This window comes from Desulfomicrobium baculatum DSM 4028 (genome assembly GCF_000023225.1).
Classification (GTDB): domain Bacteria; phylum Desulfobacterota; class Desulfovibrionia; order Desulfovibrionales; family Desulfomicrobiaceae; genus Desulfomicrobium; species Desulfomicrobium baculatum.
Genome location: NC_013173.1, coordinates 3372874 through 3391992 on the forward strand (window position 1 = coordinate 3372874; position 19119 = coordinate 3391992).

General features: G+C 60.6%; 15 protein-coding genes. All 15 read right to left on the reverse strand.

All coding sequences use genetic code 11. The features are described from left to right. Positions 1-66: 66 nt before the first annotated feature. The 15 genes from DBAC_RS14925 to thrS all read right to left on the reverse strand — a co-directional run bounded on the left by DBAC_RS14925 (position 67) and on the right by thrS (position 19115). On the reverse strand, positions 67-2985 hold the full coding sequence (locus DBAC_RS14925) for a DEAD/DEAH box helicase (RefSeq protein WP_015775147.1): 2919 nt from the start codon (positions 2983-2985) through the stop codon (positions 67-69). Between the two features lie 13 nt (positions 2986-2998). After that, positions 2999-4375, reverse strand: coding sequence for a sigma-54-dependent transcriptional regulator (locus DBAC_RS14930; RefSeq protein WP_015775148.1), 1377 nt, complete (start codon positions 4373-4375; stop codon positions 2999-3001). Between the two features lie 12 nt (positions 4376-4387). Continuing rightward, positions 4388-5824 carry a sensor histidine kinase gene (locus DBAC_RS14935; RefSeq protein ID WP_043812876.1) on the reverse strand — a complete coding sequence of 479 codons (1437 nt, stop codon included), beginning with the start codon at positions 5822-5824 and terminating at the stop codon, positions 4388-4390. A 73-nt stretch (positions 5825-5897) separates the two neighbouring features. Further along, on the reverse strand, positions 5898-7523 hold the full coding sequence (gene pgi, locus DBAC_RS14940) for a glucose-6-phosphate isomerase (RefSeq protein WP_015775150.1): 1626 nt from the start codon (positions 7521-7523) through the stop codon (positions 5898-5900). Between the two features lie 13 nt (positions 7524-7536). Continuing rightward, a complete protein-coding gene (locus DBAC_RS14945; RefSeq protein WP_015775151.1) occupies positions 7537-8718 on the reverse strand; it encodes a pyridoxal phosphate-dependent aminotransferase in 1182 nt (393 codons plus the stop codon). A 43-nt stretch (positions 8719-8761) separates the two neighbouring features. Beyond that, entirely contained in the window at positions 8762-9607 is an 846-nt protein-coding gene (locus DBAC_RS14950) for an HDOD domain-containing protein (protein WP_015775152.1), read from the reverse strand. A 2-nt stretch (positions 9608-9609) separates the two neighbouring features. Further along, on the reverse strand, positions 9610-11520 hold the full coding sequence (locus DBAC_RS14955) for a GspE/PulE family protein (RefSeq protein WP_015775153.1): 1911 nt from the start codon (positions 11518-11520) through the stop codon (positions 9610-9612). 18 nt (positions 11521-11538) lie between these two features. Continuing rightward, positions 11539-12009 carry a PilZ domain-containing protein gene (locus DBAC_RS14960; protein ID WP_015775154.1) on the reverse strand — a complete coding sequence of 157 codons (471 nt, stop codon included), beginning with the start codon at positions 12007-12009 and terminating at the stop codon, positions 11539-11541. Between the two features lie 130 nt (positions 12010-12139). Continuing rightward, the gene (locus DBAC_RS14965) at positions 12140-12466 is read right to left on the reverse strand and encodes a MerR family transcriptional regulator (protein WP_015775155.1); all 327 of its coding nucleotides are present in this window, start codon (positions 12464-12466) and stop codon (positions 12140-12142) included. Between the two features lie 25 nt (positions 12467-12491). Next, the gene (pheT, locus tag DBAC_RS14970; protein ID WP_015775156.1) at positions 12492-14873 is read right to left on the reverse strand and encodes a phenylalanine--tRNA ligase subunit beta; all 2382 of its coding nucleotides are present in this window, start codon (positions 14871-14873) and stop codon (positions 12492-12494) included. Positions 14874-14892: 19 nt separating this feature from the next. Next, the gene (gene pheS, locus DBAC_RS14975) at positions 14893-15936 is read right to left on the reverse strand and encodes a phenylalanine--tRNA ligase subunit alpha (RefSeq protein ID WP_015775157.1); all 1044 of its coding nucleotides are present in this window, start codon (positions 15934-15936) and stop codon (positions 14893-14895) included. Beyond that, positions 15936-16289: a 50S ribosomal protein L20 gene (gene rplT, locus DBAC_RS14980; protein WP_015775158.1), complete on the reverse strand. Its 354-nt coding sequence runs from the start codon at positions 16287-16289 to the stop codon at positions 15936-15938. Before rplT ends, pheS begins: the two co-directional genes overlap by 1 nt. Before the next feature lie 77 nt (positions 16290-16366). Continuing rightward, the gene (rpmI, locus tag DBAC_RS14985; protein ID WP_015775159.1) at positions 16367-16567 is read right to left on the reverse strand and encodes a 50S ribosomal protein L35; all 201 of its coding nucleotides are present in this window, start codon (positions 16565-16567) and stop codon (positions 16367-16369) included. 105 nt (positions 16568-16672) lie between these two features. Then, on the reverse strand, positions 16673-17194 hold the full coding sequence (gene infC, locus DBAC_RS14990) for a translation initiation factor IF-3 (protein ID WP_015775160.1): 522 nt from the start codon (positions 17192-17194) through the stop codon (positions 16673-16675). After that, positions 17178-19115, reverse strand: coding sequence for a threonine--tRNA ligase (gene thrS, locus DBAC_RS14995; protein ID WP_043812877.1), 1938 nt, complete (start codon positions 19113-19115; stop codon positions 17178-17180). Before thrS ends, infC begins: the two co-directional genes overlap by 17 nt. Between the last annotated feature and the right edge of the window lie 4 nt (positions 19116-19119).

Consider the following 19119-nt stretch of genomic DNA (forward strand, 5'->3'; position numbering starts at 1 on the left):
TTCTACCTGATTTCATGAGCACGAAACGCGGTAAACCTGTCCGCTCCCCTTGGCAAGAGCGCGAGTCTACTTTTTGGGACGCCAGTCCACGGGCAGGCGCACGGTCTTTTCCGCCTTGTTGCGGAAAATGAGATGCCCATGCCGCAGGCCGTAAAGAAAAAGGTCGCGAGTCACGGCCACATCCTGGCGGCAATAGGCGATGATGTCGGCGATGCGCCCCTGTTTCCACCAGGCAAGGGCCTGCATGCCGCTTGCGCTCTTGGCTTCGCCCAGCGTCTCGCGGGCCAGATGGTCCAGGGACAGTCGATAGCCCAGGGTCTCGTGGATGCTGCCCAGGATATCCAGGGTGGGCAGGCTCGCAAAGTCAAAACGGCTCAAGCCGCCGAGCACCGCGTAGTCGAACTTGAGAATATTGAAACCCACCACCATGTCGAACTCCACCAGGTCCCCGACCAAACGCGGCACGTCCTCCTGCAGGTAGTCACGAAAATCCCCGCTGGCTGAGTCATAGACCACCACGCAACTCACCCCCATCAGGTCGGCCCGGTGCCAACCGCCCACCTCCTGGGCCGAACGCCGTGTCTCCAGATCCAGCACCGCAAACCGAAACCCCTCCGGCAGCCCAGCCCCCTGCGCACGCGCATCCCCGACGGCTTCATTTCCCAACCCCGCCGGAGGGGTCCGGGGGGCATCATGCCCCCCGGCCGCCGGAGGCATTTCCCCATACGTCTCAGGCGCGGCCCCGGTCATCACTCCCTCCAGCACCAGCAAGGCCGCGCCCTTGGCGATGGGCCTGTTGCCGGAGCCGCATTTGGGCGAATGCACGCAGGCCGGACACCCGTTCTCGCACGCACATTGCCGGATCACGCCCATGGCGCGCTCCAGCAATGTCTCGTATTCGGCGTAGGCCTGCTCGGCCAGCCCGCATCCGCCGGGCAACCCGTCGTAAATGAACACGGCCGCGGACCCGACCTGGGGATGGAACGGAATGGAGATTCCGCCCAGGTCGTTCCTGTCCGTCATGACCAAAAGGGGCATCATGCCGATGGCCGCATGCTCCAGGGCATGGATGCCCCCCATGAAATGCGCCATCTCTGCTTCGACCGACCGCCTCACGGACTCCGGAATGGCGATCCAGACCCCCCTGGTCTCAAAGACTAGGGGCTCCATATCAAGGGGCACCGTGCCCAGGTTCCGGCCGCCGCGCGTGCTGATGCGGTCGTACCCCGTGACCTGGTCCGTGACCTTAAGCCGCCCGAGGCTGACCATGGCTCCGAACACGGGCCGGGAGGCGCTCACCTCCACGATCTCCGTGCTCTTCTCGTGCCGTACGCGGGTGTAGTAGGAGACCTTGGCCCGCCGCGCCTTCGCCATCCCGGTCTGAAGGTCCAGATCGACGACCACGTAGGTCACGCCCCGGTGCAGATAGACCGCCCCCGGATGGGTTTCAAGCACCGCGCGAAAACCATCCACCAATCCGATGCGCTCGCCGCTGTCCATGTCCATGATGACCACGGTCGAACCCGTGCCGCGCAGGGCCACGCCGCGATGAGGCTGTCTGACCTTGGAAAAGAACTCCAGCCCGTCTCGGCTCTGCAGGACTTGTCCGTCGCGCACCAGCTCCGCGATGAGTCCCGGATTTTCGCCGACCAATGGATCGTCCGCGTACAGCGAGGCCTCTGCCGCCGCGCACTGCAGGTGCCTGCCGGCGATGACCGGATTGTCCGGATTGATGACCGCCGGTTCGGGCTTGAGCGCAAAAAACTCATCGGGATGATGCATGAAATACTGATCGAGGGCATCCTCGTGTCCGATCAGGAAGGTCGCGGCCTCGCGTCCGCCGCGCCCCACCCGGCCCGACCGCTGCAGGCTGGCCATGATGGAGCCGGGGTAACCGACCAGAATGCACACATCGAGCCCGCCGATGTCGATGCCAAGCTCCAGGGCGCTGGTGGAAACCACGGCCAGCAGCTCTCCGCATGAAAGGCGGGCCTCGATCTCGCGCCGCTCCTCCGGCAAAAAACCGGCCCGGTAGGCACAGATGCGATCCTTTTCCGGACCATCACGCTCGCCCGCCCACAAGGCGATAAGCTCGGTCATTCGCCGTGATTTGCAATAGACAATAGTCCGCAAACCCAGTGCCATGGACTCTTGCAACAGGCCAATGGCCTTGCGGGCGGCTCCATCCACGCCGTTTATAAGCAGCATGTGTTTCGGTGGACTGGCGGCCGTGCCCTCAAGCACCGCGCTCATGGACAATCCGGTCAGGGCGGAAGCCAGCTCCTCGGGGTTGGCGATGGTCGCCGAAGAGCAGACAAAGGTCGGGTTCGCGCCGTACAAACGGCACAGGCGGATCAGACGGCGAAAAACCCAGGCCATGTGCGAGCCCATGACGCCGCGATAGGTGTGCACTTCGTCCACGACCACGAACTTCAGGTTGGCGAAAAATTCCGACCATTTTTCATGGCTGGGCAGAATCCCCAGATGGAGCATGTCCGGGTTGGTGAAGAGGACGTTTGGCGGATTTTTGCGAATGCGTAAGCGCTGCGAGGCCGTGGTGTCCCCGTCGTAGATGGCCGACGTGGGCGTGGGAAAGATACTTGCGGCCAGGGAGTCCAGGGCCCGGCGCTGATCCTGGGCCAGGGCCTTCAAGGGAAAGAGATACAGGGCGCGGGTCCGGCGGTCGGCGTGGCAGGCTTCAAGGACGGGCAGATTGTAAATGAGGGACTTGCCGCTGGCCGTGGGCGTAGCCACAACCACATGGCTGCCCGCGCGGATCAGATCAACGGCCCGGACCTGATGCTCGTAGAGTTCCCGCACGCCCAGCAAATCGAGGCCGCGCTGCACCGGGGCCGGCCAGGGCCGCTCGGGGACGGCAAATCGCGGAGCCTGCGGCGGAAAAAAACGACGCCCGGCGATATCCACGGCCAACCAAGGGGTAGCCTCCACCTTGGCCAGCAACTCGGCAACAGAGGCCTCGCTCATCCCGGACATGCTCTCAGGTCTTGGCCGTGATTTTGTATTTCTTGAGCTTGTACTGCAGCAGGCTCTTGGACACGTCGAGGAGCTCCGCCGTCTTGACCTGCACGAATCCGGAATGGACCATGGCGCGACGGATGAGGGCCGCCTCGATCTTTTCCAGGGTTTCGGACAGATTGACCTTCAGCGGCAAAAGATCCACGGCGCTCTTGAACTGCATCTCCTCGTCGCGAAGTTCCGGCGGCAGGTCGTCCACATCGATCACGTCGCGGTTGCTGAGAACCACGCAGCGCTCGATGACGTTCTCCAACTGGCGCACGTTGCCCGGCCATTCGTAGGCGGACAGATAGTCAATGGCCCCGGGAGTGAAGCCCTGGACCTGCCGGTTGTTCTCGAGTGAAAACTTGCGCAGGAAATGGCTGGCCAGGATGGGGATGTCCTCGCGCCGCTCGCGCAGGGGAGGCAGATGGATGTTGACCACGTTCAGGCGATAGAAAAGATCTTCGCGGAACCGGCCGGCCACGATTTCCTCCTGCAGGGTCTTGTTGGTGGCCGCGACCAGCCTGAAATCCACGGCAATGGTCTCGGTCCCGCCGACCCGCTCGATGACCCGCTCCTGCAGCACGCGCAGCAGCTTGACCTGCATCTCCTGGGACAGCTCGCCGATCTCATCCAGAAAAAGGGTCCCGCCCTGGGCCAGTTCGAAGCGGCCGCGCTTCAGGGCCATGGCCCCGGTGAAGGAGCCCTTCTCGTGCCCGAAGAGCTCGCTTTCCAGCACGCCGGGATTCAGCGACATGCAGTTGACCGAGATAAACGGCATGTCCTTGCGGTCCGAGGTGATATGGATGGCCCGCGCCACCAGCTCCTTGCCCGTGCCGGACTCGCCCGTGACCAGCACGTTGCTGCGCGTCGGCGCCACCTTGCCGGCGAGGGTCAGGACGTCCTGGATGGGCTTGGAGTTGCCGATGATGGTCTCCTTGCCGAATTTTTCGGCCAGGCTCTCACGCAGCAGCCGATTTTGCTGCTCAGCATGGGAGAGTTTCATGGCCTTGCCCACCGAGAGCAGGATCTCGTCATTGGAAAAGGGCTTGGTTATGTAGTCGAAAGCTCCGCTCTTCATGGCTTCCACGGCCCGGTCGATGGTCCCGAAGGCCGTCATGATCATGACCGGAACATGCGGATGGCGCTTGCGCACCGTCTCCAGAACCTGCTGTCCGGTCATGCCGGGCATTTTCATGTCGGTTATGACCACATCGACCTCGGATTCGTCGAGGTAGGTCATGGCCATGGCCGGATCGCCCAGGGCCGTGACCGTGTAGCCCTCCTCTTCGAGGATGGCCTCCAGAACCAGGAGATAGTTTTTCTCATCGTCAATAATCAGTATGTGATTGCCCATGTAGAATACCCGCTAGCAATGCTCGGAAAAAACCACCAAGGCTTCGGCCCCACCGTGGGGACCGTTCCTGAGGATCATTTCCGCGCCGTGAATCTGAAAAATGGAACTTGTTATGGCAAGGCCAAGGCCCGTGCCCGTATCCTTGGTCGTGAAAAAAGGCTCGACGTAGCGGTCCAGTTGCTTGGAGTCGAAGCCGGTGCCGGTGTCCTGCACCAGCACGGCCATCTGACCCTCATGACAGACCGGCATGATGCGCACCTGCCCGCCATCGTCGCAGGCCTGGATTGCGTTGCTGATCAGGTTGTAAAAACCGCGATACAAGAGATCCCGGTCTCCCTGGACCACATAACCCTCCGTCAGCGAGCTTTCCACCGCCACCCCGTGCTCCTGCCCCTCCTGGGTCAAAAATCCCACGGCGTGGCGCACGACCTTCTCCAGATCGACATCTTCCAGGGACGGCTGGCGCGGCCTCGCATAGTCAAGAAAATCGTTTACGGTCTGGCTCAAGCGCTTGGACTCGTGGAAAATGGCCTCCAGCATCTTCACATTGGCTCCGCCTTCGGCCTTTTGCCGTTTGAGCAAAAGTTCCGCGCTGCTGCGGATGATGCCCAGCGGATTGCGGATTTCATGCGCGATGCTGGCCACCATGCGCCCCATGGAGGCCAGTTTTTCGTTCTGGAGCAATTCCTTTTCCAGACGATCCTTGTCCCGCAGCCTTTCGTCGAGCACGCGGTCGGCCTTGCGGATGAGAAAAAAGATGAGTCCGTAAAGGGCGGCAGAGCCCATGAACGTGGTCAGGATGATGAGCCGCTGCAGATGCAGCACGGTTTCATAATCGCTGGTGATGTCCTGGGTTAATTCGAGAATGCCCAGAAGCGGCCCGGGCTGATCCCGGAAACGCAGATCTCGCTCGGCTCTCAGCGGATACACCGTGCGCAGCACCACGTCCCCGTCTTCGAGATTGATGCCGACAAGCACGTCCCAGATGCTTAAAGAGTTCAGCAACTCAAAGCTGATCTTGCCGCTGTCTATTGCCGCCTGCACGGCCTCGCCGCCCAATTCGTTGTTCCCGACCTGTTTGACATCGGTGCTGAAAGCGACCTCGTTCTGCTCGTCGTAGATACGCAGATCAAGCACATGAAAGGAGTGGATGGTCGATTCGATGACCTGCGCCAAGCGTTCGTACTGATCGTTGCGTTTGAGCTCCACCCGCCCGAAGCCGAGCACCACCGGCAAGGTGAAACGTCTGTAGATCTGATGATTGAGGTTCTCGGCCAATAGCCTGGCGAACGCCTGATTTTTCTTCAGCAGGGCGCTCTTGGCGTAATTGGTCATGAACACCGACATGAGACTGCTGGACGCCAGAATCAGCACCAGCGTGCTGATGGACAAAAATTTTACCAGTTGGAAAGGATGGGCCGGATCTACGCGAAAGGGATTGAGCTTCATGCTTTGGCCGAGGTCAAAAATGTGGAAGAGCGAATGCCGGGGCTCGCAGCCCCGGGACATCTTGTGTTAGGTTCTACGATGTGCGCCGGTCAAGACAGTAACGGATGAGGCCCAGGGTCGACGCATCGTGTCCGGCCACCTTCCCGCCGCGAAGTTCCGGCAGAATCACCCCCGCCAGTTGCTTGCCCAGCTCCACGCCCATCTGATCAAAGGAATTGATCCCCCAGATAACGCCCTGCACGAAAATCTTGTGCTCGTACATGGAGATCAGGCTACCGAGCACGCGCGGGGTGAGGCGTTCATAGACCAGCGAGTTGCTCGGTCGGTTGCCGGGAAATGCCTTGTGCGGGGCCAGCGCCTCCCGGGCCTCGGGCGCGAGGCTCGCCAGCTCCCCTTCGGCCTCGGCCAGGGTGCGGCCACGCATGAGGGCCTCGGTCTGGGCCAGAAAATTGGCCAGCAGGATAGTGTGATGCTCGCCAACCTCATGCAGCGGATTGACCGCGACCAGAAAATCGCAGGGTACGACCGTCGTGCCCTGATGCAAGAGCTGGTAAAAGGCATGCTGGCCGTTGGTGCCGGGTTCGCCCCACAGGATCGGGCCAGTGGCGTAGGTCACGGGCCGCCCATCCCGGGTCACGCCCTTGCCGTTGCTCTCCATGTCCGCCTGCTGCAGATACGCGGGCAACAGCGCCAGATATTGATCATAAGGCAGCACGGCATGGGCCTCAAGACCGTAAAAGTTGCGGTACCACACACCCAGGAGTGCCAGGAGTACGGGGATATTCTGTTCAAAGGGCGTTGTGCGGAAATGCCTGTCCATCTCCCTGGCACCGGCCAGAAGTTCGCGAAAATTCTCCATGCCCACGGCCAGGGCGATGGACATGCCGATACAGGACCACAGGGAGTAGCGCCCCCCGACCCAGTCCCAGAAGGCGAACATGTTGGCCGGGTCGATGCCGAAGTCTTTGACAGCGGGCTCATTGGTGGACAAGGCCACGAAATGCTTGGCCACGTCGGCCTGCGCCGCGCCGCTTCCAAGGAACCAGTCGCGGGCGGTGTGCGCGTTGGTCAGGGTCTCCTGGGTGGTGAAGGTCTTGGAGGCGATGATGAAAAGCGTGCTCTCGGGGCGAACCCTGCCCAGCACCTGAGCGATGTGCGTGCCGTCGATGTTGGACACGAAATGAAAATTCAGGTCGGGCTGACGGTAGTAGTCAAGCGCCGCCGTGACCATGCGCGGCCCCAGGTCCGAACCGCCGATGCCGATGTTGACCACGTCCGTTATACGCTCGCCCGTGCAGCCTTTCCATTCGCCGGAGCGGACCTTGGCCGTGAAAACCTCCATCTGGTCCAGTACCGCTTGCACCTGCTCGACCACGTTCACCCCGTCAACGAGAATGGGCTGCTCCGCATCCGCCCGCAGAGCCACATGCAGTACGGCCCGATTCTCCGTGGTGTTGATCCGCGTCCCGGAAAACATGGCCTCGATCCGCCCGGCCACGTCGGCCTCGCCGGCCAGATCAAAAAGCAGGTTCATGGTCGTGTCCGTGACCCTGTTCTTGGAATAATCCAGAAAAAGACCGGCGCCTTCCGCTGAAAAACGATCGAAACGGCCCGGATCGCGCTCGAAAAGCTCCCGCATGGGGACCAGGTCCGAGACGTGTTCGCGCAAAGCTTTCCAAGGAGCGGACTGGTCAATCACAGGAAACCTCCGGTCATTTTTTCAAACTGTGCAGAACCTGGCCGATCCTGTCCAGGCAACCGGACAGGGTTTCGTCATCGAGCGCATAGGAAATACGGATGCAGCGGTCATCGCCAAAGGCCGCGCCAGGCACCAGGGCCACGCCGGCCTTGTCCAGCAATAGCCCGCACAGGGCCGTGGAATCCGGCACTTCGGGCGTGTAATACCAATCCACCTGCGGAAACAGGTAGAACGCCCCGGCCGGCTCCGGACAGACCACATGCCCCCAGGACCGGATCTTGGACAGCCCGAGGTCGCGGCGACGCACAAAGGCTTCGCGCATGGGGGTCAGACATTCCCATCCGCCGGTCAGGGCCGCCAGGGCCGCCTTCTGGGCGATGGAGCAGATGTTGGATGTGGACTGGCCCTGAATCTTGGTCATGGCCTTGATCAGGTCCGCATGGGCCAAGGTGTAGCCAACCCGCCAGCCGGTCATGGCGAAGCTCTTGGCCAGGCCGTTGGCCACGGCGAAATTTTCGGGATAGCGCTGCCACCAGGGAGCCAGGGAAGCGGGCTTTGCCGGAGCGTAAACCAGCTGGTCGTAAATTTCATCGGAAATGACAAAAACGCCCTTGTCCACGGCCCAGGCCGCTATGGCATCAAGCTGCGCCTGGGTGTAATGGCAGCCCGTGGGGTTTGAGGGCGTGTTCATGATCAGGCAGCGAGTGCGCGGTGTGCGAACCGCTTCCAGCTGCTCCACGCTGACCAGGAAATTGTTCTGCGGCTCCGTGGTCACGAAAACGGACACGCCGTCGGCCAGCTGCACCAAGGCAGGATAGCTGACCCAATACGGCGCGGGGATGATGACTTCGTCGCCCGGGTCAAGCAGCACCTGAAACAGGTTGTAGAGGCTCTGTTTGCCGCCGTTGGTCACGACGACATTCTCCATGGCCGCGTCCACGCCGTAAAACGTCTTGAAATACCCGGCCACGGCCGTGCGCAACTCAGGGATGCCCGGTACGGGAGTGTAGCGGGTGAAGCCCTCGTCCATGGCGATCTTGGCCGCATCGCAGACATGTTCGGGGGTGCGGAAATCGGGCTCGCCCACGGCCAGGCTGACAATCTGCCGTCCTGCGGCGCGCAGCTCCTGGGCCTTGGTGTTGATGGTCAGGGTCGCGGAAGGCTTGATCCTGGTAATGCGTTGCGCCAGCTTCATTGTCGTGATGTCTCCATTGGGACGTTTGGTGTGTGAATGAAGGTCAGATTACCGCGTTGGCCACATGATCTTCCATCGCGATTTCCAGTTCCGCCAGGATGATGTCGGACAGCCCCAGAATCCCGGCCTCGCTACTGGTGACAAGGATCAGGTCGGGGTCCTGGCGCAGGCCGATGCCTATCTTCCTGCACACAAGATTGGCCAGCCGCACCAGAACCAGCAGGGTGTTGCCCTGGTCATAATCCCGGCGATGATGATCCCGGCAGACATGACAGTAGGATTCGGGCAGATTCCATTTTTCGAGCAACAAAAAACCGCATTCGGGGTGCATGGTTTCGACGAATTCATCGGCTGCGGTTTTGGTGATCCTGGGCGCGTCCTTGTCTTTCTCGCCCACCGAAACCAGGGCTTTCAAAACAAGGAGCTTGCCCACGTCGTGAATGAGTCCGGCGATGAAAGCCTCGGGGACGAGCTCGACGTGGTCGCAACGCCTGGCCAGCCACTGGGCGCCGAAAGCGCAGGCGACGGAATGTTTCCACAAGGTGGCCGTGTATTGCTGCACGAACGGGTTGCGGGAGCTGTAGTTCTTGCGCTGCGTGGTCACCATCACGCTATTGACCACCTCGCGCAGGCCGATGCGCACCACGGCGTCCTGAATCCGGCTGACTTTCTTGATGCCGCGAAAAAAAGAGGAATTGGCGACTTTGAGCACTTCCGCCGCGAGCACTTGGTCCTGGGCAATGTAACTGATGACCTTGTCGGTGTCCGGGTCGGCCTTGGTCGCCTCCTGGTGCACCAGAAGGGCCGTGCGATCGAAAACAGGCAGGTCGCTGCCGGGTTCATCCAGAAACTCCCGCACGCGGTCATGAATAGAGGCAATTTCAAACATTCCTAGACTCCGAGTATCCGTCGCAAATCGGCCAGAGGCCGGGGTTTCTGGACCCGAGGCAAGGTCCTCAAGACCTCTTCCACCGTGGTCATTCCAATCGCCGCCTTGGTGATCCCGTCTTCCATCAGGGAAATCATGCCGGCCTTCTCCACGCTGATCACGCGCAGCTCATGAGTCGTCTTGCGCTGCAACACCGCATCCCGAATAAAGACTTCCGGAATGAGCATCTCATACACGGCCAGACGGCCCTTGTACCCGCTGTGCCTGCAGGCCGCACACCCCCGCCCCTTGCGGAACTCGGCGCCGGCCAGATCGCCGTAGGTGCAGCCCATCCGCCGAAGCTGACTCAGGTCGGGCTGATAGGGAACCGCGCAATGCGGGCAGACCCGTCGCACCAGTCGCTGCGAGAGAATGCAGGACAGGGTCGAGGAAACCAGAAACGGCTCGATGTCCATATCCAGCAGGCGAACCAGGGCGCCGATGCTGTCCTCGGTGTGAAAGGTCGTCAGCACCTTATGTCCGGTCAAGGCGGTCTGAATGCACATCTCCGCCGAAAAATGGTCGCGCACCTCGCCGATGACCACAATATCCGGATCCTGGCGGACGATGTGCTTCAGCGTCTCCTCGAAGGTCAGGCCAATGGAGGGCATGATGGAGCATTGCCCAATCCCGCGCACCTTGTATTCCACCGGATCCTCGGCCGTGATGATGCTCACTTCTGGCCGGTTCAGATAATTGATGCAGCTGTACACCGTGGTCGACTTGCCGGAACCTGTGGGCCCGGTGACCATGATGACCCCGGACGGCGCGTCCAGGGCCTCGTCCATGAACCGGCTGAGCATGCCCGGAAGCATTCCCAGCTCGTGCATGGGCAACAGCTCTTCCTGATTCTTCAGCAGGCGCATGACGATCTGTTCGCCGTACACCGTGACGTAGAAGGACATGCGCAGGTCGATCTGCACGCCCATGTGATTAAAAATGAGCCGCCCGTCCTGATGCCGCCGCTTCTCCGCGATGTCCGCGCCGCACATGATCTTGAAACGGCTGACCAGCGGAGCCACCGCGCCGATGGGATAATCGCGGAAATGGACCATGACGCCGTCTTCGCGAAAACGGACCCGCAGCCGGTCGGCCATGGGCTCGACGTGAATGTCGCTGGCCCCGCGCTTGAACGCGGCCAGCACGATGGAATTGGCGATCTCGACGATGTTCAGGCGGTTCAAGTCCGCCCCGTTGCCGATGCGCAGCTCTTCCTTGCGCTTGCTCAGCACGTCGTCGAGCTGACTGACCCGCGTAATGCAGACGACAATGTTCTTGCCGAAATAGTCCCGCGCCGCATCCAGGCTGCGCGGATCCAGCGGATCGACAAAGGCGATCCGCACCGCGCCATCAGGCTGCATGTCGAAAGGCACAAAGCGGTACTGTTCGTAATACTCCACGGGACCACGGCTCATCAGTCCGGGGTCCGGCTCTTTGGCCGTCAGCTCCAGGATCGGCAATCCGAGCTGCATGGCCAGTATTTCCGTCAGTTTCTCGTCAGCCAGAAATTTATGCTGGATGAGGATGTCGCCGAGCTTCTGCTGCCGCCCGCCCTGCAGCTGCAAATCCAGGGCGCGGTTGAGCTCCTCGTCCGTCAAATAGCCCAAACCGTTCAGCAGGTCGCCGATGCGCAGTTCGCCCTGATTGCGGCGAACGGTTTGGCGGATGTTTTCATCCGTGACATACCCAAGCTCCCGCACGACCTCGCACAGCGGCTTGCTCATATGCAGCTTGGAGGAGACCCGCCGCGCGTATTGCGCCTGCTGGATGGTCAGATGCCCCTCGCGGATCAAAAGCTGGATAATGGGCTTGAAGACCTCTTCGTTGCCCGCGCCGTTACCGTTGCCGGTATCCAGATCACGATCCTGGCTCATGCATGCCTCCGCGCGGAATCAATGCAGGAGGTAAAATCCGAGTTCCTTGTCATACTCGCTCCTGGAAAACTTGGCTCCGATGACCCCGCTGCGGATATTGCGGATCGAGGCCGTTCGTTGGATGAAATTCTCAGGCGGAGAATCAAGACGAAACCGCACCGTAATCACGTCGCCGATTTGCAGGGCCTCCTGATCTTCTTCAGAAGGCGATTCAAGGGAAAAGGACAAGCCGCTCAGGGACAAATCGCGCACTTTCATTTCCAGATCCTTTTCAGTTCTGTGCACGTGGCACCATCCGACCAGCGACACGGTTCTGCGATAGTACTCCCTGAATTCGACCAGCATGATCATGCTTTCGCCGCAGCGGCACCGAATCTTGATGCGGCTGTCACGATTCCGATAGGCCGAGGCATCAAAAGTGGTGGCGAAACCGCAATGGGGGCAATGAAAGACTGCTTTGCCCTGTCTGTCGGCGTAAACTTTTAACATGGCCTTCCTTGAGGACATTTTCGGCTTATTGAAGAAACTGAACAAAAAAACGCTACGGCGTCGGAAACGCCATGTAAAGATTTATGGAAGGACCTCGTTTTCGCAAAAAAAACCCCCGACCTTATGCAAGTCAGGGATTTTCAGTCAGCAGGCGGCGAATTTCTTGCAACTCACCCCGGATCGCGTCCAGCGGGGCCCGCACGGAGGCCGCTCCTTCGAGTTTTTGGCGTGCGCCCTTGATGGTCAATTTTTCAACGTACAGGAGGTGACGAATCTGCTCCAGGACGCGAACATGCTCCTCGGTGTAGTAGCGCTGTCCCTTGGAGGTCCTGGCCGCGGTCAACTGGGGAAACTCCTCTTCCCAGAAACGCAGCACATACGGTTCCACGCCAAGCCGCCGGGCAACCTGCCCTATGCGCAAACGTTTTTCAGTGTCGGGCGTAACGGGTTTGAGCACGTTCCCTCCTGGCCCGCGAAGCCTGTCAGGAAAAACGGACAGACAACCTCTCGACCAGATGCTGACCAATGCGAAGATTGATTTTTTCCACTTCCTTGTCTTTCAGGGTGCGCTCCGCGTGACGGTACACAAAACGGTAGGTCAGATTGCGTTCCGCGCTCCCTTCCGGAGCATACACATCGACCAGAAAGACATCCGTAAGCAGCGGTTCCTGCATTTCCTTGACCGTATCAACTACCGCGCCGATTGCAAGACTCTCGGGCGCGACCAGGGTCATGTCCCGGCGAACCACCGGGAATTTCGGGATCGCCTTGAACGCGACATGCAGGCGCAGGCCCATGAGCAGGTCGAGATCCAGTTCCGCATACCAGACTTCGCCACGCGCCTGATAGGCGTCGGCCAGATCCTCGCGGATCATGCCGACCCGGCCCACGACCACGTCTCCGGCGCGTACCAGAATCTCAGGAGCAAGATATGCATGCTCGCCGCCGCGCTCAAAGCTTGCGGCCCCTACTCCGAGGGTCAGAAGGAGGTGCTCCACCAAACCCTTGATGTCGGCATACCCGAAGCGGCCTTCGGGGTACGGGTAGCGCGCGGGAAAACGGCCGCCGTGCAACAGGATGCCAAGACGGTTGTTTTCGCGGGTCAGGGTGTCGCTGCCCGGGTCCTGCACAAAGGAATGCGCGACCTCGAAGATGCGGATGCGGGTGTTGTCCTGACTCATGTTCTGCCGCAGCGAGCCCAGCATCCCGGGGGCCAGCTCCGTGCGCAGGACATTCATTTCCTCGCTCAGCGGGTTGAAAATATGCACCCGGCCCTCCAGGGGCAGCCCGCAACGATCCAGATCCGCCGTGCCGACAAAACTGTAATTCACCACTTCCGCAAGACCTGCGCCCCGGCCCCAGTCCTTGACCTGGCTCAGGAATGCAAAGGTCGGGTCGGCCTTGTCGAGATCGGCAAGGCTCTTCGTGACCGTGGGCAGAACCGCCTCGATGCGGTCCATTCCGTAGACCCGGGCGACCTCTTCGATGAGATCGACCTCGCGCTCCAGATCCAGCCTGAAGGATGGCGCAGTGACCTGCCAGGGTTCGCCGGGGGCGACGACGCATCCCAGGCGGGTCAGGGTTTCGCGGCAGAATTCGGGCGACATCTCAACGCCCAGCAGCCTCGTGGCCTTGGCCGGAGCAAAGGGAATGATCCTGGGCGAGAACGGCCGGGGCTCGGCCTTGGCCACGCCGGGAGCGACCGCGCCGCCGGAGACGGCGGCCATGAGACTTGCGGCCCGGTTCATGGCATGGGTGTTCCCGATCTGATCCACGCCGCGCTCGAAGCGGTAGGAGGCGTCGCTGGAAAGTCCCAGACGCCGGGCCGTCTTGCGAATGGACGCCGGATCAAAAACCGCGCTCTCCAGCAGCACCGTGGCGCTGCCTGCGCCGATCTCGGAATTGGCTCCACCCATGACGCCGGCCAGGGCAACGGGTTGCTCGTCATCCCAGATGAGCACGTCTTTTGCCGTCAAAGTTCTATCCTGGCCGTCAAGGGTGATCAGGGTCATGCCTTCTTGGGCGCGTTCGACCCGGATGCGGTTCCCGCGCAGCAACTCCCGGTCAAAGGCGTGCAATGGCTGACCGCACTCCATCATCACGTAGTTGGTCACGTCGACGATATTGTTGATCGGACGCAGGCCGACGGCCAGGAGGCGATATCTGAGCCAGTCGGGGCTGGGCGCGATCTTCACGTCCCGGATCAGGCGAGCCTGATAGAGAGGACACAGCTCGGCGTCCGGCTCGATGGCGAAGCCTGCGAAGGGTTCCCCGCTTTCAGCCAGCTCAGCCTGCGGAATCGTCAAGGGCAGACCGAAGGCGGCCGCCACTTCCCGGGCCAGACCAAGAACCGAAAGACAGTCCGCGCGGTTGGGGGTGATGCTCACGTCCAGCACAACCTGATCAAGGCCCAGAGCGTCGCAGATGGGGGTGCCGGGAACAAGCGCCTGATCCAGGACCATGATGCCCTCATGCCCCTCGCCCAGGGCGAGCTCACGCTCGGAGCAGATCATGCCGCAGGACGGCTCGCCGCGCAGCTTGGCCTTCTTGATCACAAGGCCGCCGGGCATGGTCGTGCCCACGGGGGCGACGGGCACTTTCTGACCGGCGGCAACGTTGGGAGCACCGCAAACGATGTCGAGGATCTCGCCCGTGCCGATATCCACCTTGCAGACCGAAAGATGGTCCGAAGACGGATGCACGGCCCTCTCAAGGACATGCCCGACCACGATCTTCTCCAGGGCGGCGAAGGGATTGGCTATTTCCTCCACCTCCAGACCGAGCATGGTCAACCTGTCACCCAACGCCTTGACGTCCCCTTCATAGGGCACGAATTCCCGCAACCAGTTCAAGCTTAGCAGCATGGCAAAACCTTATGTTCGCTCAGGCGAATTGCCGGAGGAACCGCAGATCGTTCTCGAAAAACATGCGCAGATCGCCGATGCCGTATTTGAGCATGGCGATGCGCTCGACGCCCAGACCGAAGGCAAAGCCCGTATAGATTTCCGGGTCGTAGCCGACTTTGCGGAACACGGCCGGATCGACCATCCCGCACCCGAGGATCTCCACCCAGCCCGTCTCCTTGCACACGCGGCACGGCTCGCCGTTCACCTTGCCCTTGCCGCCGCAGATCACGCAGCTGATGTCCACCTCGGCGCTGGGCTCGGTAAAGGGAAAAAAACTCGGGCGAAAACGGACCTTGGTGTCGTGACCGAACACGTTCTGCACAAAGGCGGTCAAGATGCCCCGCAGATCGGCCATGGTCACATGCGTGTCCACGAGAAGTCCCTCGACCTGATGAAACATGGGGGTGTGGGTGATGTCCGAATCCCGGCGATAGACCTTGCCCGGCGCGATGACGCCCAGCGGCGGCTTGCGGGCCAGCATGGTCCGCACTTGCAAGGGCGAAGTGTGGGTGCGCAGCAGGATCGAATCCGAAATGTACAGGGTGTCCTGCATGTCGCGGGCGGGATGTTCGGGGGGAAGGTTGAGCGCTTCAAAATTGTTGAAGTCGTTCTCCACTTCCGGTCCGGACACGACCTCGAAACCGAGGCTCGTGAACACCGCGCAGATTTCGCGGGTGACCAGGGTCACGGGATGCAGCGAGCCCAGATCCGGCTTCCAGGACGGCACCGAGGCGTCAAACGCGCCCAGAGCCTGCTCCCGTGCGCGGGACTTCAAGGCGGCTACCTGCTCTTCCCACAGGGACGTCATGGCGACCTTGACCTGATTGGCGGCCTTGCCCGCAGCCGGACGCTCTTCAGGGCCCAGTGCGGTCAAACCGGACATCAGATCGGCCAGGAGGCCCTTGCGCCCGAGAAAACGAACGCGCAGTTCCTCCAACTCTTCCAATGAAGAAGCCTGGCCCAGGGCTTCATTAAGCTCCGGGACCAGGCTTTCAAGCTTGCGAATAATATCGTTAGCCACTAGTTCGCCTTGGATTTTACCATTTGGCACAAGGCGGCAAAGGCGTCTTTTTCATAGACAGCCATGTCGGCCAGGGCCTTCCGGTTAAGATTGATTTCGGCGAGCTTCAAACCATGCATGAAACGATTGTAGGTCAAACCGTATTCACGCACGCCGGCGTTGATGCGCACGATCCACAGTCTCCGAAATGCGCGCTTCTTCTGCTTTCTGTCGCGATAAGCGAAGCACAAGGCGCGTTCAACGGTTTCTCGGGCGGTGCGGTACAGCTTGCTGCGTGCTCCGCGATAGCCCTTGGCCAGGGCCAAGTACTTTTTGTGCCTTCTGTGGGCAGTCTTTCCTCTTTTTACTCTCATGATCTTCTCCTTTCGCAATCAGGCATAGTGGGAAATGACTATACGCTGAGTCGTTCCGTCCCGGCACAATGCCGGAACTAGAAAATGTACGGTACCATACGACGAATCGCGCCGACACAGGACTGGGCAGTCATGGTGGACTGACGCAGCTGTCTTTTGCGCTTCGCGGATTTCTTGGTCAGGATGTGGCGCATGTTGGCGTGGCTTCTTTTGACCTTGCCAGTGCCCGTGACCCGAAAACGTTTGGCCGCACTTCTGTTGGTTTTCACCTTTGACATAGTTCCTCCTCAAACAGACTTGAATGGCCGCGTGAGCGACCGGCAATACTGCTCCCTCCCGCCAATGTGGCGGGAAATTTTTCTAAATAAGGCGGCAGAGGGAGCTTATTTCTTGGGAAGCCCTGCCAGCAGGAGAAACATGGTCCGGCCTTCGACTCGGGAGGTCTGCTCGACCTTGGCGACATCGGAGACCATCTCCACGATCCGGTCCAGAATGACCTGCCCTCGATCCTTGTGCGCCATTTCGCGGCCACGGAAAAACACGGTCACCTTGCAGCGGTCTCCGTCCTCGATAAACCTTCTGATGTGCTTGATCTTGGTCATCAAGTCATGATCGTCGGTGTGCGGGCGGAATTTGATTTCCTTGACCTGAATCTGGGTCTGACGCTTCTTGGCTTCCTGTGACTTTTTCTTTTCCTCGTAGAGGTACTTGCCGTAGTCCATAATTTTACAGACCGGCGGCTTGGCGTTGGGCGCCACTTCAACCAGATCAAGTCCCTTTGCTTCGGCCTGTTCCAAGGCCTCGGGCACGGTCATGATACCTAGCTGATTCCCATCATCTCCAACAACCCGGATTTCCTTGGCCCTGATTTGCTTGTTCCGGCGGGCCTTAGCAGCTGAAAGAATATCTCATTCCTCCATGTTTAAATGGTTTTTCGCATTCCTGCCGCAAGTGGTCGGCAAACGCATCGACGGACATGACGCCCAGATTGTTGCCACCCAGCATGCGCACGTTGACGCAGGCCTGCTCGACTTCCTGATCCCCAATGACCAGCGCATACGGAACTTTTTCCATCTGCGCCTCACGCACCTTGTATCCCAGCTTCTCGTTGCGCAGATCGAGTTCCACGCGCACTCCCTCCCGCTGCAACGCGTCCTGGCACTTGCGGGCGAATTCGTCGTGGTTGTCGGTCACTGTCAATATGCGGGCCTGGACAGGCGCAAGCCATGCCGGAAAAGCTCCGGCGAAATGTTCGGTCAGAATGCCGATGAAACGCTCCACCGAACCCATGATGGCGCGATGCACCATGACAGGACGGTGCCGCTCGCCATCTTCGCCCACGTATAACAAGTCAAAACGATCCGGCAAGGTGAAATCGACCTGGATGGTCGAACACTGCCACTGCCTGCCCAGGCAGTCGCGCAGCTTGACGTCGATCTTGGGACCGTAGAAGGCGCCGTCGCCCTCGTTGATCGTATACGGAAGCTCCATCTGGCCCATGGCGTCCATAAGGGCGCTCGTGGCGCGCTCCCAGTCCGCGTCGGAACCGATGGATTTCTCGGGCCGGGTGCTGATTTCCATGGAATATTCGAAGCCGAAGACGCCCATGAGATCCTGAATCCAGGTCATGACGCCCTTGATCTCGTCCAGAAGCTGGTCAGGACGGCAGATGATGTGCGCGTCGTCCTGGGTGAACTGGCGCACGCGCATGAGCCCGTGCAGCACGCCGGACAGCTCGTGACGATGCACGACGCCGAACTCGAACAGGCGGACAGGCAGGTCGCGGTAGCTACGCTGGCTGGTGTTGTAGATCAGCATGTGCGCCACGCAGTTCATGGGCTTGACCCCGTAAGGCACCTCGTCGATCTCCGTGAAATACATGTTCTCACGGTAGTTGGCGTAATGGCCGGAGGTCTCCCACAGGTCGCGCTTCAAAATCTGGGGGGTGCGCACGATGCCGTAGCCGCGGCGGATCATTTCCTTGTTCACGAAATCTTCGAGAATAGTCCGCACCAGGCCGCCCTTGGGATGCCAGTAGGCCATGCCCGCGCCGCCGCGTTCATGGAAACTGAACAGGTCGAGCTGGGGGCCGAGCTTGCGGTGGTCGCGCTTCTTGGCTTCCTCGATCATGGCCAGGTGGGCCTTTAATTCCTTGGGGGTGGCGAAGGCGGTGCCGTAGATGCGCTGCAGCATGGGACGCTTCGAATCCCCGCGCCAGTAGGCACCGGCCACGGAGGTCAGCTTCACGGCCTGCAGAAACCCGGTCGAGGGCAGGTGCGGACCGCGGCAGAGGTCCACGAAATTGCCGTGACGATAGAGAGAGACCTGATCGGCGCCAAGGTCATCTATGATTTCAAGCTTGTATGTTTCGCCCATGGAGGCAAAAAGCGCCCTCGCCTCGACAGCGCTCATTTCCTCGCGGGAAAAAGGCTGGTTCGCGACCACGGACGCCGTCATGCGCGCCTCGATCTTTTCCAGATCTTCGGGAGTGAACGGACGCTCGAAATCGAAATCGTAATAAAAGCCGCTCTCGACATCGGGACCGATGGTCACCTTGGCGGAGGGGAACAGTTCCTTGACCGCTTCAGCCATGACGTGGGCGGCGCTGTGGCGCAGCACGCTCAGCCCCTCGGCCGATTCCAGAAACACGGGCTCCATGACGGCGGTTCCGGCGGGCACCGGGCGAGCCAAATCGAGCAGCGCCCCGTCGCAAACGCAGGCCACCGCGGACTTCATCTTCTTGCCGGAGAGGACAGCGCGCAACACATCCGCGCATGTCTGACCAGCCTGAACCTCGACGTCTTGCCCTTGTATCTGAACCATAATGCCC

Excerpts from the sequence above, each read along its gene's own strand:
- DBAC_RS14935 (WP_043812876.1), bottom strand. The coding sequence starts at position 5,824 with ATGAAGCTCAATCCCTTTCGCGTAGATCCGGCCCATCCTTTCCAACTG.
- DBAC_RS14960 (WP_015775154.1), bottom strand. The coding sequence starts at position 12,009 with ATGTTAAAAGTTTACGCCGACAGACAGGGCAAAGCAGTCTTTCATTGC.
- DBAC_RS14930 (WP_015775148.1), bottom strand. The coding sequence starts at position 4,375 with ATGGGCAATCACATACTGATTATTGACGATGAGAAAAACTATCTCCTG.
- DBAC_RS14955 (WP_015775153.1), bottom strand. The coding sequence starts at position 11,520 with ATGAGCCAGGATCGTGATCTGGATACCGGCAACGGTAACGGCGCGGGC.
- pheT (WP_015775156.1), bottom strand. The coding sequence starts at position 14,873 with ATGCTGCTAAGCTTGAACTGGTTGCGGGAATTCGTGCCCTATGAAGGG.
- DBAC_RS14950 (WP_015775152.1), bottom strand. The coding sequence starts at position 9,607 with ATGTTTGAAATTGCCTCTATTCATGACCGCGTGCGGGAGTTTCTGGAT.
- rpmI (WP_015775159.1), bottom strand. The coding sequence starts at position 16,567 with ATGTCAAAGGTGAAAACCAACAGAAGTGCGGCCAAACGTTTTCGGGTC.
- DBAC_RS14925 (WP_015775147.1), bottom strand. The coding sequence starts at position 2,985 with ATGAGCGAGGCCTCTGTTGCCGAGTTGCTGGCCAAGGTGGAGGCTACC.
- rplT (WP_015775158.1), bottom strand. The coding sequence starts at position 16,289 with ATGAGAGTAAAAAGAGGAAAGACTGCCCACAGAAGGCACAAAAAGTAC.
- DBAC_RS14945 (WP_015775151.1), bottom strand. The coding sequence starts at position 8,718 with ATGAAGCTGGCGCAACGCATTACCAGGATCAAGCCTTCCGCGACCCTG.